General features: G+C 32.5%; 9 protein-coding genes. 1 reads left to right on the forward strand and 8 read right to left on the reverse strand.

What is annotated here, in order from left to right:
- Window positions 1-176: 176 nt before the first annotated feature.
- The 5 genes from aspS to ACQH1W_RS03455 all read right to left on the reverse strand — a co-directional run bounded on the left by aspS (window position 177) and on the right by ACQH1W_RS03455 (window position 8,782).
- Window positions 177-1,991 (reverse strand): aspartate--tRNA ligase, encoded by a 1,815-nt coding sequence (gene aspS / locus ACQH1W_RS03435; protein WP_375333021.1) that lies wholly within the window; start codon window positions 1,989-1,991, stop codon window positions 177-179.
- Between the two features lie 131 nt (window positions 1,992-2,122).
- On the reverse strand, window positions 2,123-4,096 hold the full coding sequence (locus ACQH1W_RS03440; protein ID WP_342278449.1) for a UvrD-helicase domain-containing protein: 1,974 nt from the start codon (window positions 4,094-4,096) through the stop codon (window positions 2,123-2,125).
- Between the two features lie 125 nt (window positions 4,097-4,221).
- Entirely contained in the window at window positions 4,222-5,133 is a 912-nt protein-coding gene (locus tag ACQH1W_RS03445; protein WP_375333020.1) for an Rpn family recombination-promoting nuclease/putative transposase, read from the reverse strand.
- A gap of 356 nt (window positions 5,134-5,489) precedes the next feature.
- Window positions 5,490-7,871: a glycosyltransferase gene (locus ACQH1W_RS03450; RefSeq protein WP_425361187.1), complete on the reverse strand. Its 2,382-nt coding sequence runs from the start codon at window positions 7,869-7,871 to the stop codon at window positions 5,490-5,492.
- Window positions 7,868-8,782, reverse strand: coding sequence for an NAD-dependent epimerase/dehydratase family protein (locus ACQH1W_RS03455; protein WP_375333017.1), 915 nt, complete (start codon window positions 8,780-8,782; stop codon window positions 7,868-7,870). The genes ACQH1W_RS03450 and ACQH1W_RS03455 overlap by 4 nt, the downstream gene beginning before the upstream one ends.
- Window positions 8,783-8,871: 89 nt before the next feature.
- Between ACQH1W_RS03455 and ACQH1W_RS03460 the strand changes: the two genes are divergently transcribed.
- Window positions 8,872-10,008 carry a glycosyltransferase family 4 protein gene (locus tag ACQH1W_RS03460; protein WP_375333016.1) on the forward strand — a complete coding sequence of 379 codons (1,137 nt, stop codon included), beginning with the start codon at window positions 8,872-8,874 and terminating at the stop codon, window positions 10,006-10,008.
- Window positions 10,009-10,558: 550 nt separating this feature from the next.
- Here the strand turns inward: ACQH1W_RS03460 and ACQH1W_RS03465 are convergent.
- From ACQH1W_RS03465 to ACQH1W_RS03475, 3 genes are all read right to left on the reverse strand, one after another.
- On the reverse strand, window positions 10,559-11,740 hold the full coding sequence (locus ACQH1W_RS03465; protein ID WP_425361188.1) for a hypothetical protein: 1,182 nt from the start codon (window positions 11,738-11,740) through the stop codon (window positions 10,559-10,561).
- A gap of 233 nt (window positions 11,741-11,973) precedes the next feature.
- Window positions 11,974-13,839, reverse strand: a complete 1,866-nt coding sequence (locus ACQH1W_RS03470; RefSeq protein WP_425361189.1) for a patatin-like phospholipase family protein — start codon at window positions 13,837-13,839, stop codon at window positions 11,974-11,976.
- A 37-nt stretch (window positions 13,840-13,876) separates the two neighbouring features.
- Window positions 13,877-14,320, reverse strand: coding sequence for a DUF2335 domain-containing protein (locus ACQH1W_RS03475; RefSeq protein WP_375331075.1), 444 nt, complete (start codon window positions 14,318-14,320; stop codon window positions 13,877-13,879).
- Between the last annotated feature and the right edge of the window lie 505 nt (window positions 14,321-14,825).

Genomic DNA, 14,825 nt, shown 5'->3' on the forward strand with positions numbered 1-14,825 from the left:
TCGTCATAGCAAGGCTCTTTAGATGCCGTGGCGATCCAGGTAAAAAGCTAAGCTGTTTTTTTAGAGTAACGCTTCGTGTATCCTAGATTGCCGCGTCGCCGCTTTTTCGCGACTCCTCGCAATGACGCTCGGAAGGACTCCTAACAGTAGTGACATAAAAATCTAGGGTACTCTGTTTAAGAACCTTCAGTTAACAATTTATTTCTGACTGAAGGTGCTAAGTTAATATTAAGCTCTTTTAAAGCTTTTTCATCAATATAATCAGGAGCATTCATCAATAAATCTTCCGCTTGCTGATTTAGTGGGAAAGCTATTACCTCTCTAACATTAGTTGAATCAGTTAATAACATAACCATCCTATCTATTCCAGGGGCTATCCCGCCATGTGGAGGGGCTCCAAATTTAAAAGCCCTGATCATACCACCAAATTTTTTATCAACAACTTCCGGGGAGTATCCAGCAATCTCAAAAGCTTTATACATTATTTCCGGTTTATGATTTCTAATTGCACCACTAGATAACTCGATACCATTACAAACAATATCATATTGATAAGCTTTAATGGCTAGTAGATCATCTACTGTTTTGGCTGATTCTAAGCTTGCCATACCACCTTGTGGCATAGAAAATGGGTTATGGCTAAAATCTATTTTTTTGGTTTGCTCATTTAATTCATAAAATGGGAAATCTGTTATCCAACAAAACTCAAAACAATCTTTTTTAAGTATATCTAATTCTTCCCCTAATTTAGTTCGTAGCTTGCCGGCAAGTTTAGATGCTTTATCAACTTTATCACTAGAGAAGAAGACAGCATCACCATTTTGTAGATTCGCTAAAGACTTTAAATTCAATAATTGCTCATCTGTTAGAAATTTAACAATAGGTCCTTTAGCTTGCCCATCTTCTAGGAACTGGATGTAACCAAGCCCACTTGCCCCCTCGTAAGTCGCAAACTCTGCCATTTTGTCAAAGAAGCTTCTAGGTAAAGCAGAAGCTTTAGGAGCTGGCACGGCTCTAACAACAGAGCCATTTTTTATATTTTCTTTAAAAATAGCAAAGTTAGAATCTCTAAATAATTCTGTAACATCTGCAATGATCAGTGGATTCCTAAGATCCGGCTTATCAGAACCATATTTTAACATTGCTTGTTCATATGGAATTTGTATAAAAGGTGTATTTGATACTTCTTTATCAGAAAATTTGCTGAATATCTCATACATTACCGGCTCAATGGTATTAAATACCTCTTCCTGCGTAACAAAAGACATCTCCACATCCAACTGATAAAACTCACCTGGTGACCTATCAGCCCTAGCATCTTCATCTCTAAAACAAGGGGCTATTTGAAAATAACGATCAAATCCTGACACCATAAGCAATTGTTTAAATTGCTGCGGGGCTTGTGGTAGTGCATAAAATTTACCAAGATGCAATCTACTTGGCACCAAAAAGTCCCTAGCTCCTTCTGGTGAACTAGCCGTTAGAATCGGTGTTTGAAACTCCGTAAACCCTTTTTGCATCATCAGATGGCGCACGTGAGCAATAACTTGCGATCTTAACATAATGTTATTATGTAATTTCTCGCGTCTAAGATCTAAGAAGCGATATTTTAGTCTAGTCTCTTCGGGAGCGAGTTGCTCAGAATTGACTAACAATGGTAAACTTTCAGCATTAGACTCAACTATAAACTCACTTACCAATATTTCAATTTTACCAGTCATTAACGAGTCGTTTATTGTTTCATCACTCCTTGCTACCACTCTACCTACAACAGTTATAACTGATTCATACCTTAACCGACTAGCATCATCCATTAAACTTGGATTTTGATCAGTAAACACCAACTGGCTTATACCAAAATGATCCCTAAGATCAATAAAGACTAAATTACCGTGATCCCTTCTTCTATGTACCCAGCCCGATAATTTTACCCTTTGTCCAGCATCCTTTAATCGCAATTCATTACAATTATGCGTCCTATATTTATGCATTCTATATCTCTTAAAATGAAAAGATTATATAAAAATATCTCTATTAAGCAAGCAATTATCTTTTACCTAAAGGACAGCATATCATAAAAATTAACTACACTAATACCATTTATGAAATAATTTTATAAAGATTAAAAAGAAACTTTGTGTTTTGTACCTAAATAATTAAGTTGTTTAGTTGAAGAAGTTCTAACACAAACATTATCTGGTATTTCTCCAAGAAACCTAGAAGGAGAGGATCTTATTATTTCATAAAACATAAAACGACTTTCTGCATAAGTAATATATAGGTCTTTCTTAGCTCTAGTAATACCCACATAGGCGATTCTCCTCTCTTCTTCTAGACCTTTCTCACCCTCTTTTAGTGATCGCTGATGTGGAAACACCCCCTCTTCCCAACCTGGTAGAAAAACTAGATCAAATTCAAGACCTTTAGCAGCATGGAGCGTCATAATGCTAACAGAACCACCAAAATTTGATTCTAATTCCTCATTTTCCATTACCAAACTAGAATGTTCTATAAAATCTTGAATATTATCAAATTCTGCGATTGCTCTAAGCATTTCGTTAATATTTTCAATTCTGCCAGTTGCTTCATCTGTTTTTTCTTCTTGTAGCATCTCAAGATAACCTGATTCTTCTAGTAAAGATTTAGTGACATTAACAGCCGGGTCATTTTTATATCGAAAACTCCAATTATCGATATTACTAATAAATTTGTTTAGACTATCTTTGACTTTATTTTTAAAAGTTTCTGCTTGTAACATCTGACGAATGGCAGCAATAATAGGTATATTATGTTCAACCGCATAATCTTTTATTTGTTTTAATGTGGTATTACCAATAGCTCTCCTTGGAACATTTATTATGCGTTCAAGAGCAAGATTGTCACTATGATTTAAAGTGATACGTATATAGGCAAGTAAGTCACGTATCTCCATTCGTTCATAAAACTTAAGACCACCAATAATTTTGTATGGTAATGCATTACTAATAAACACTTCTTCAAATGCTCTAGTTTGGAAACCTGCTCTAACTAATATCGCAACTAATCCTGCATTATACTTTCCCTCTGTAACTAACTTGCTAATTTCAGATACAACGAATCTTGCTTCTTCTTTATCATTCCAACAAGATATAATTTTAATTTTTTCTCCATCATTTTTATCAGTCCATAATGTTTTACCGTGACGATTCTTATTATGGTCAATTACACTTGATGCAGCTAATAAGATTTTTGAGCTAGATCTATAATTTTGTTCTAATTTTATTATTGTAGCATTTGGAAAATCCTTTTCAAAACGTAATATATTACCAACTTCTGCACCCCGCCAACTATATATAGATTGATCATCATCACCAACACAGCAGATATTTTTTGAGCTACTTGCCAACATCCTCGCCCAAAGATACTGCACAGCGTTAGTATCTTGATACTCATCAATCAGAATATATTTATATTGTTCCTGATAATACTTTAATATTATAGGGTTTTTTATAAACAATTCATTATTGTAAAGTAGTAAATCCCCAAAATCTACTACATTAGATGCTAGTAAATTTTGCTGATATTCGTCATAGACAAATTGAGCCACTTTATGAATTGGTAGCTTAATATCAGATTCAGAAAGTTTATACGGCAATAACCCCTGATCTTTCCAACACGAAATAATAATATGTAAAAGTTTGGGAACATATTTTTTGGTATCTATATTTTTCTGCTTAACTATATCTTTAACCAATTTAAGCTGATCATCAGGGCTAATAATAGTAAACCTACTATTCAAGCTAAAATTCAAATGTTCTGCTTGCTGACGCAAAATTCTTGCTGCTATAGAATGAAATGTACCTATATTTAGCCCATAACAATCAATCATTTTGTTGATTCGATCTTGCATTTCTCTAGCAGCTTTATTAGTAAAAGTAACTGCTAGAATATTTTGAGGTAGAGTTAACCCTTGCTGGATTATGTTGGCTATTCTAGTCGTTAACACTTTAGTTTTACCAGTCCCTGCTCCAGCAAGCACAAGAATAGGACCATGTACATGGGACACTGCTAGCAGTTGTTGAGGATTTAATGAGTTTAGGAAACTTTGTTGGGTCATGATCTAGTACTACAATTGTAGATTAGTGGAGTTATAGTCAGATAGTTTGATATTTTATTTATAATGATGCCGGAAACATCAAAAACTTATCATGCCAATTCTCAATTTTTTAAAATTTCCATAAGCTAAACTTGAGGTTCATTAGCTACAAGAGTTAATTTTTGGATTTCCTCTATACTCAAACCAGTAGACTCAGCAATGACGTCAATTGATAATCCAGCTTGAAGTAAGTTTTTAGCTATAACAATTTTTTCTCTAGCTGCACCTCTAGCTTCTCCTCTAGCTGCACCTCTAGCTTCAGCAGCTTGCAATTCATCTCTATCGTTATAAAGTTTTTTTTGGTAATAGGAGTAGTTTGCCCTCTCTTCTTTGGTCATTTTGAGAATGTTAAGCTTATCCGCTACTTGGCTCATATAAGGCGAATGATAGTTTGGTGGTACTTTATCATATTTCATGACATGTAGCCAGTCATCAATCTCTTTCTCTAAACGATCATTAAACAAAGGCACTGATATATAAAAATACTCTGGTAGGATGTCAGTAGCATCAAAAACCTCAAAAGTCTCCATATTCTTAATATGCACATTTAATCTTTCATTAGTTTCTATCTCATGAATAATAGTTTTACCATGGTAAATAACTCCATTACCATTTCCTATAGGAAAATAGAGTAGGGATATATGAAATATCTTTATTATTTGGGTATAATCTTCTCTTTGAGCAAGGTTATCAACGATGAGTCTTGAGGTGTTAAAGCAGGCCTTATGAATAAAAGAATCTTTAACATTACGCTCGATTTCAATAATGTATTTATGATGATCTTCGTCTTCTACAATTACATCAGCTAGACTTCTTTTGCTTTTACTATCTTCTTTGTTACTCTCGGCCTCAAGTAAGGCTACTATTTTAACGTCCTTATAACCCTTGGTCTTAAGAAGAGCTGAGATAAAACCTTCTACTATAGCATAATCGCCTTTATCTTTCAGAAGGTACTTAATAGCATAGTCAAAGGAAATTAACGGTTTATCGTTACTCATAATAATTATTTATGTTATTAGTAGTACTCAGTTATACTAAAATGATCCTACGAATTGGATTTGAAAATGAATAGTGAAAAGGCGTAGCGTACATATAGTATAGTTGCGAATCCATGATATTTTCAAAAAACTTCGTAGGAGCAGAAGAGTATATTAATATTAAAGATAATATAGCATAAAATCAATAGTACTACTAGCTTCATTATTAAATTAACCAGTGTGATTGAAGTTAAGTATAGTAAATTCAGGAAAATTTGATGCTAGGAACGATGGAGCGAAGCCTATAGATAATAGGCGAGCGATCGAAGACGACATCACCAAATTCTCATCAATTGACTATAGTAAGATCTATAAATCTACACTGTAGTATTGTGATTATCTTTTATAACTGTCAGCAAAGAGTTTTTTAAAACAAGAGCTTTTTCATTATATTTTTTAATGAAGTCAGGTAGCTTAGAACAAATTATATCAATATTTTGTTGAACCTTTTCTACGGCATTAAATATAGTTAACGGACAGTCAACACGGTTAACCGTTAACATATCACGTAAAAATTCATCATCATAAACATCCGCTGTAGGACCAACTAAGCAAGGCACTCCTAAACCTAGGCTTTCTAAAACTATCATAGGGGAACATTCCGAATTAGTAATGTATAAAGTTAAATTAGTATTTGCTATCAATTTTATTAATTCTTTATGTGTTAAATTCTCAGGAAAAACTTTAAGTTCTACATCTTCCATCATCCAAGAAGCATATTTATTGTTATCAAAAGAGAAATTAGTATAACTACAAACTCGATCTTTAAACATACTTATCGCCGCAAATTGAGGGTAGAGATTCTTGATCCATATGTTTGATGTACTCCATATACCAATTTTAAATTTACCAGGTAAATTTAAAGTTTCTCGGGAAATTATCTTTTTGTCTAGCAGCAATGGTATGAAGTTTTGTAATAGATAAGATTGTACACCATTGGCTATAAGAAATTGTTCTAGACCACTTTTCAGAGTGATAATGGCTTTAATTTTATGCTGCTTATATAAATTCAACCATCTATAAAAAATTTGGCAATGACCAATATTTACCCATTGGGCAGGAGAACCATGCCATAAATAGTAGATATTTAAACAATTATCCCCTTTCATTTCATGTAGCTTCTCTACTAATTGAATATGAACATCAAGCCCTCCAGATATAATTAAGTTTTTAATACCTGTCTTTATAAGTAATTTTGCTATTTGAGTAATAACTTTGTCAGGTAAATATGAGTTAATATAACTTATCAAAACGTTGAGTTTCCCCATAGGAAAAGGAATTGTTTTATCAAATAATCCTTTAGTGGAATTAGCAACTCCAAGAAAAATGCTAGGATAAATTACATAAATATCATCAATATCTTTTTGTCCTAGAGGCAGCGGATCTAGATTTCCACCGTTGCTGGAATGACATCGATCTTGATTTTGTCCTTGATATTTGATTATAAAATTTTTAAAATTATCATAGTCATTTTTTGAAAAAAAAGAATAGAACATAGTAATTATTCGTCTAACAGACAACTTAACCCAAGAATATTTTAGAAGAAATCGTGCTATTTCTTTAAGAAAGGGGGGAAAAAGGATTTTTGAGAGCAGTCTATACGTTACAAAGGAAGAATCTTTATTATTAACAAGCTCTATATTTCTTAAAATTTGTTGTTTTGTTTGTAATATCTGTTTTTTGGTATGATTGTTTACTGAGTCTTCTATAAATGAATACCATAAGTTTTGCATTTGAGTTTTATTTGCAAAGATTTCCTGATAAGATAAACAGTTTTGTTGTTTAATCTTTGCTAATAGTTCCCTTTCAACATTTAATTTTTTTATTGCATTTATAAATCCTGTATGATTCCTGTTAATTATAAATTCATGCTGCACCTCAGGTAACACCTCCCTAGCAATACCTACATCCGTAGTGATAATTGCACAACCAAATGCCATAGCTTCAATGATGGTTAGCGGCGTTCCTTCTTGCACAGATGCTATTAGCAAAATGTCTGTTTTTTTTAAAATCTCCCAAATTTCTTGTTTAGAACGTATTCGCTCATTTTTATCCACTATACATCTTTTGATATGAATTCCATCTTTATCAAGCTGTTCTAGTGCCGGTATAATTACTGTTTTTAGACCTTTATAATCAGGAGTACTACTATGCCAACTTCCCCAAGAACTATTACCAATCCATGTTACAACTAAACTTGCATGATCTTCATCATGACTTGATTCCGCATTATGAATTAGTACATTATCATAAATTACTTGCCAAGGCTTTGGATAATCTATGATATTTGCATAAATATCATATAATCTTTTAGAAGTAGTGTAGTAGTTATCAATAAATTGGAAAGTTGGTAAATTTTTTAATATTTCACTTTCACTTTCAATAAATAGATGATCAGGTATGCTAGTGGTAATGGTAGTATTTAATAATATTTCTCCTGTAGCCTTACTATTACTAGAATTATCTGCTATACTTGTTAGTAATTCTGTCAGATAGCCACGATAGAAAAAATGTATTAATTTAATAGAAGTATATTGGTTTAATTTGATTAAAAAATCCTTATATATTTTGTAATCACAGCTGTAAATAATATGACAATCATATTGGTCACTTAGTAAAGATTGAACATATTGAGAGACGTTATCAAAAGCCCATCCCCTAACATCAGATACTAAAATCAGGGTTTCTTTTGAATTCATAAATTTACACTAAATAACTCTAATAATCCAGCTTCTAACCCATATACTGGCATATAATTTAAAAGTTGCTGAGCCAATTCTGTGCTGCCAACAGAAATATTTATATTCCCAGCCTGACTTGGTAGATATTTTATCCCTTTGACAATAGCAATCTTATTAATTAGTTGAATAAGTTCGTTTATAGAGTAGGTACGTCCCGTGCAAACATTTAGTACAGGGGCTGAGGTACTCGCAATAGACAAGGCTCTAACACACATATTGGTAACATCTGAAACATGTATAAAATCACGACTTTGATTACCATCACCAAAAACAACCAGCTCCTTACCCTCTTCTACTTTCTGTTTAAATATTGATATTACACCAGAGTAATCAGAACCTCTAAGTTGCCCTTTACCATAAACATTAAAAAGGCGTAAGCCACAGGTTTTAAGAGATTTAAGCTCACCAAAAACCTTAGCTTGCAGCTCACAGGCTAATTTATCCACTGCATAAGGAGAAAGCGGGTTTACCTTACCATTCTCTTGTAAAGGAAAGTCACTTACTGTACCATAAACAGCAGCAGATGATGCATATATAACTGGTATATTCTGTTTACTTGCCTGAAGAAATATATTAATAGTTCCCGTTAAATTCACTTGATGATTGTGATACCAATTATCAATTGATTCCTGTACATTTGCTATCGCTGCAAGATGGAAGCAACCATCAATATTTCTAAATAATTTTTCTAAAATATCTTGATCTAAGATATTCCCTTGAACAAATTCAACATTTTTATTAAACGAATAATTGAAATTACCTATTGAAAGATCATCTAATATTACAACCTGATTGCCTTCTTTTACTAGTAAGTTAACAAGATGTGAACCGATAAAACCAGCACCTCCAGTGACTAAATAATTTGACATATGGTATTAGTGCAGTTAATTTTTATGATATAATTAAGTGGGTATTTGCTCTATGGTATTATTTATAGAATTATTATTAAGAAAAGCAAATGAAAAAAATTATCATTTTCACAAATACAGATTGGCACTTTTATGCCCATCTTCTACCAATTGCTTTAACCGCTAAAATGCAAGGCTATGAAGTTAAAGTATTAACAAATATTAGTGAATTTAAAGATAAGATAGAACAGCATGGTTTACGAGTAATTCCAATTTCAATAAAGCGTGGAAGTATCAACCCTTTTACTGATTTAGTATTATTAAGCAAGTTAATTAGCATATTAAATAAAGAGAAACCGGATATATTGCATAATTTTACTATAAAACCAATTTTTTATGGGAGTATAACTGCCTTCTTGTGTAGCATATGCTCAAAACAGAAGAGTTTACCGCAAGTTATTAACACTTTTGTTGGTATGGGTTTAATTTTTATAAGTAGTAATTTTTTGCTAAGATTAGTTAGAAGCATTATAGTTAGAATAATATCCATAATAGGATATTATAGAAGCATGCTATTTGTCGTACAAAACGATGATGATTTAGCCTTACTGGTAAAATTAGCTATAGCACCCAAAAATTTAATTGTTAAACAATGCAGCGTTGGTATAGAAACTGAAAAGTTTCCTTCTCTTCTAGAACCACTAGGTAGTAAAATAGTGGTGGCATTGGTAGCTAGAATGATTGTTGATAAAGGTATATATGAATTTATATATGCTGCAAAAATATTAAAACAAAAAGGTATAGATGCTGAGTTTTGGTTAGTTGGCGAACCTGACAAAGATAATAAGCAATCAATAGCACAATCAATATTAGAAGACTATCAAAATCTAGGATATATCAAATATCTTGGTTATCAGAAAAATATAGAAAAAATATGGAAAAAAGCACATATTGCAGCATTACCTTCCTACCGTGAAGGGCTAAGCCGTAGTCTTTTAGAGGCTGGGGCATATGGTAGAGCCATTATTACTACTGATGTCCCAGGTGGTAGAGAATTAATACAAGACCAAATAAACGGATTATTAGTTAAACCGCAAAATACAGAAGATTTAGCAAGAGCTATGGAGCTATTAATCACTATGCCTCTACTTAGAAAACACCTAGGTAAAAAAATTCGACAAGATATTTTAGAAAAATATGACTCTAAATTAATCTCCGAGAAGATGACTAATTTTTATATAAACTAATTTTTAGATTTGGTATACTCGGTGAACTCCAAGAATTAGCGTTCCCGCGACCAAAGATATGCGCTGCTCCGTTACTCATGTACGCTACGCCGCTCGACTTTGCTACTGCCTAGCTCTTCTTGAAGTTATACTATCGTCTACCAACTCTTCATTTACGAGCAGTATATCACAATTTAACAATAAACCAAGTAGTAGCATAAATGGCAGTTTTAATGGATGGCAAGAAACTAAGGCAGGTTTTTAAAAACTTATGGGTAAAACCCCAATTCGGGATAAGAATTAGTTAATTCTTATCCCGAATTGGCTTTAATACAAGGAAAAATGCATTCTTAAAGCGGTTTTGCGAATGCATTTTAAACCTTTCTAAAGCTAAAAACATGATTTTAATCTTTTAAAATCATGTTTTTAGCAAAATATTAATTTAACAATCAGATGCAGAGCCGTCTCAAATCTGATTGTTTCAATAATTTTACCGAATTTGGGATAAGAATTGACAAATTCTTATCCCGAATTCGCGTGTAAAGATATGATGTGTACAATGATGACTATATTATAAAAAATCTTCAGACACTGTATCAATTTCACCTGCAATAGGAAGCGATTCAGCTTGCTGTGGGTCACAATTGTTATAAACTGTATCTGAATTTTCATCTGAAGTAATGGATTTTGATTCAGTGTCATTTGTTACATTTTTTGAAAAAATTGAATATCCTGCTACACTATTACGCTCAACAAGATACTTGGTCTCACTGCGAATATTCTTAAATTTTTTTTCTAGGACTTCTAATAAAGGGTTACACTCAGGCAGGCTATCATAGCTGCTTGCAGAGAGATACAACCATACTCCAGTATTAATATTTGGATCATCTATAGCTTTCCCTAAAGTTTGAAGAAATCCTACACTATTGAATCCCGCAGTTTTAATTAACTCACTGAGAATATAGCTAAACACATATACGTCACAATCTCTAACATGATGAGTGCTAAGAACATAAAGAGAACTAATATCATAATGACTCTTAAAAAGCGTTTCACACTTCTCAACATTACCTGTCTTTATTGCATCTAACAAATCTTTCTTAGAGCTAAAACTTGAAAATAAATTACTTGTATCAGTGGGTTCTTCAATTCTAAAATTTTCTAAGTCCGCTATTTTTAACATTGTATTAGCAGCAATATCTGAATTTTCATCTGAAGTAATGGATTTTGATTCAGTGTCCTTTGTTGCATTTTTTGAAAAAATTGAATATCCTGCTACACTATTACGCTCAACAAGATACTTGGTCTCACTGCGAATATTCTTAAATTTTTTTTCTAGGACTTCTAGGACATTTAATAAAGGGTTACACTCAGGCAGGCTATCATAGCTGCTTACAGAGAGATACAACCATGCTCCAGTATTAATATTTGGATCATCTATAGCTTTCCCTAAAGTTTGAAGAAATCCTACACTATTGAATCCCGCAGTTTTAATTAACTCACTGAGAATATAGCTAAACACATATACGTCACAATCTCTAACATGATGAGTGCTAAGAACATAAAGAGAACTAATATCATAATGACTCTTAAAAAGCGTTTCACACTTCTCAACATTACCTGTCTTTATTGTATCTAACAAATCTTTCTTAGAGCTAAAACTTGAAAATAAATTACTTGTATCAGTGGGTTCTTCAATTCTAAAATTTTCTAAGTCCGCTTTAAACTCGTTTATATTTACTACTTCCAACATAATATACCTTTATTAATTTCATTTAAATGTTCATCTCCCAAATCTACATATTCTAGTTCTTTCTCTATCCACTTTAGCATCTTCTTTTATCAACCTATTATTTGTTTACTTGGTTGATATTTATACACTATTCTTCTACTACTTACAACTTATGGGTAAAGATATGACTATATGTACACCTAGCATGCTCACCATTCATTTTCAAGTCCAATTCGTAGGATCATTTGAGTATATCATCCCCCCTTAGTCTGCCCTACTCCCTTTCCTCCACTACTAATTCGAAATGCCTCACTTTTATTTTTACCTAGAAAATCTTTAAAATCTTCTTTTGTAAACTTAAATTCAGTAATATTCTTTGCTGGACTTTTACTTGTATCAAATCTCTGATCTTGTTTTTTATCAATAGCTAATAATTCTACAAAATCATTTTTAATTTTACTCGGTGTTGTTGGATTATTTAAGGTCTTAATCAGTGATTCTATAGACTTGGTATCATTTCTAAGTTCATTATTGCGTGCAGTTGCTGCAACTATTACATACTCTTTTAATACAGCCTTGTTATCTTTTCCCTTCCAGCATTCTTCCGTACAAAAAGATAACAATGTGTCAGCTTTGTCTTGATGATTTCGCATAACATCACGATCTTGCCAAGAGTTCTTTTTTTTAGTTTCTTCCGCTGGAGCTATATGATCTAATAGCTTATTAAAAAAAGTTTTATTCAAATTTTCATTATCATAAACTTCATAAACATTTAGGAAAAATTTTTGTTGTTCAAATGCTTTATCTACCCCTTTACCAAGTTCAAAATTATCTAAATACTCCAAAGTCTGAAAACGACCTTTAATATGTAAATAACCTGCATATTTTTCAGCATGATCAAAGCTGAGAGTAGATATACCTTGAGTATCTAATGTAACCGTATTTAATGCATTCTCACGTAAATCATCAAAAGTCTTTTCATTAGTTTTTGTGTATATAAAATTTCCCCCAACTTTAGCTAGCATTTTATATACTACATCAAGTAAAAATTTCACTAGGACATTTGGACCTTCAAAATTCTTAGCACTATATATAGCAATATTTGCTGAATCATCCATACCACTGCCGAAGGCAAGAGCTAAAACCCTACCTTGCTTTTTTGCTAGGGTAACATTCTCAAAACCATCCAACTCTTCCGCAACATCGACTTTACTGTCATTTTCGGGGAAATAGCCTATAGGAGTATTGTCTCTATACCCCCCATCGACATACTCGACACCATCAATTTTTACAGGTTGAAAAACTAAAGGAAGAGAAGCGGAAGCATGGCAAGCTCTAGCAATTGGAACATCAGGAGTATTTTCAGCACTAAAAATTTGTAAAGTACTATCATCTCGCCTTACTGCAGTAATTAATAAGTCTTTAAATTGCACTGGATCAAGAAGTCTTAAAAGAGCTAAATCCTTAAAAAGGAGTTCACCACCCTTTTGACATTTGTTTGTTAATTCAATGAATTCTTTACCATTAGATTCTATTATAGCTTGAATTTTCTTGGATTGTTTTTTAAAATCTTGTTCCTGAAAATCTAAACCTCGAATATTTTCATTTATATCAGCAATCTGCTGACTATTATTATCATCTTGTTGTTTTAATGTTTCAATCTTATTTAAAAGATCTTGCCTTTTTTTGTCTAACTCTCTCAGTTCTTCTGAAATCCTTTCATGTCTCACTGTAGCAAGTTCCACAAAATTCTTGCCCTTTAAAAAGTTATAAGCACCTTTTCTTATAGTCTTATCTACAAGTTCGTATAATGGAGTACCATCTTTGCTAAGCGGCACCGGACCAATTGAAAATCCTTGAGTCCCAAGTAAATCTTTGAAGTTTGTATTTTTTGAAATAGCTTCATATTCTTTAGGTGGTATACCAAATGCAGTCACTGCAGCAGCTATTGCCCCTGCCGATGATCCTGCAACTGCTTCTACCCCTTCAATTACTTTAGATTCATTCAAGCCCTCATAAACACCAGAATATCCAGCCCCCTTAGCTCCACCACCACTAAAAACTACATATTTAAAAGGACTTTGCTGCCTTTCTTGCATTTCTTTTTGTAACTTACTCATAATCTTTACTCAATTATTATAAAATTCTTATATAATTTCACCTTCTAGTATAGTCTTTCCGCTTAGTAAATTTAGCAGAAGACAAGAATACTCCAGTTCCTATGCCTAACAATACTGAAACAGTGAAAATACTGGCAATCATAAAATGCCCCAACACAGCCAAAACTACAGTAGTAATACAGACCATTATCATGAATATAATACTACTTATTCTACCTTTTTTTGTTACGCTTTCATAAACCTCAATACTTTTAATATCCATCTGATGTCTATGTACTTGCTCTTTTTCTGCCATGGCAATTAGCTTTGTCAATGTTCCTGGATAAATATTTTCATATTCTGCCATTAAATCTACAGGTGGCAAAACATGTGCAAACTTCTTACTATAGAAGCTATTATCAGACTCCTTAGGATTACTAACTTTTAAATATCCTTTGTTCAACCTATTGTTATTAGCAAAAAAACTTTTACTATCTTTCATATTATTTTCTTATTTCTTGAAATGTTGAATTAATATCTTTTTCTACCCTAATAAAGTATTCAAGTAAATCTATCTCTGGCTTTTTTCTTACTGTCGTTTGAGATATTTTAAATATACTAAAAAAGCCTATTAGGAAATGTCTTACAAATTCTTTATTCATTTATTCTCATATTAAATTTATTAACTTATTACTATCAAATTCAGGTTAACTAGAGTAATTATAACAAAGCTTTAAGAAAAAAGGGAGAAATAATCTTTAGTTTTGATAAAAATTATTTTTTAACCCCAAGTATCGATGTAATAAATTATATAGTAGGCTCAATTAATCATCGCCATTAGGGGAGATGTCACCGCCATTATGTCATCCCAGCTTTCGCTGGGATGACATCAACCCACAACTGCTTGAAAGTTAAAAAATCGTCTATTAGCTAGGAGACCGTAGGTTGACGAAGTAATCTATATGACAAGCTTCATGGGTTGCCACGCTCACGCACGTTCGCTCGCT

Origin of the sequence: Candidatus Tisiphia endosymbiont of Stenodema calcarata, assembly GCF_964030695.1 — a bacterium.
Taxonomy (GTDB): Bacteria; Pseudomonadota; Alphaproteobacteria; order Rickettsiales; family Rickettsiaceae; genus Tisiphia.

Excerpts from the sequence above, each read along its gene's own strand:
- ACQH1W_RS03450 (WP_425361187.1), bottom strand. The coding sequence starts at position 7,871 with ATGAATTCAAAAGAAACCCTGATTTTAGTATCTGATGTTAGGGGATGG.
- ACQH1W_RS03465 (WP_425361188.1), bottom strand. The coding sequence starts at position 11,740 with ATGTTGGAAGTAGTAAATATAAACGAGTTTAAAGCGGACTTAGAAAAT.
- ACQH1W_RS03440 (WP_342278449.1), bottom strand. The coding sequence starts at position 4,096 with ATGACCCAACAAAGTTTCCTAAACTCATTAAATCCTCAACAACTGCTA.
- ACQH1W_RS03475 (WP_375331075.1), bottom strand. The coding sequence starts at position 14,320 with ATGAAAGATAGTAAAAGTTTTTTTGCTAATAACAATAGGTTGAACAAA.
- ACQH1W_RS03470 (WP_425361189.1), bottom strand. The coding sequence starts at position 13,839 with ATGAGTAAGTTACAAAAAGAAATGCAAGAAAGGCAGCAAAGTCCTTTT.
- ACQH1W_RS03455 (WP_375333017.1), bottom strand. The coding sequence starts at position 8,782 with ATGTCAAATTATTTAGTCACTGGAGGTGCTGGTTTTATCGGTTCACAT.
- aspS (WP_375333021.1), bottom strand. The coding sequence starts at position 1,991 with ATGCATAAATATAGGACGCATAATTGTAATGAATTGCGATTAAAGGAT.
- ACQH1W_RS03460 (WP_375333016.1), top strand. The coding sequence starts at position 8,872 with ATGAAAAAAATTATCATTTTCACAAATACAGATTGGCACTTTTATGCC.
- ACQH1W_RS03445 (WP_375333020.1), bottom strand. The coding sequence starts at position 5,133 with ATGAGTAACGATAAACCGTTAATTTCCTTTGACTATGCTATTAAGTAC.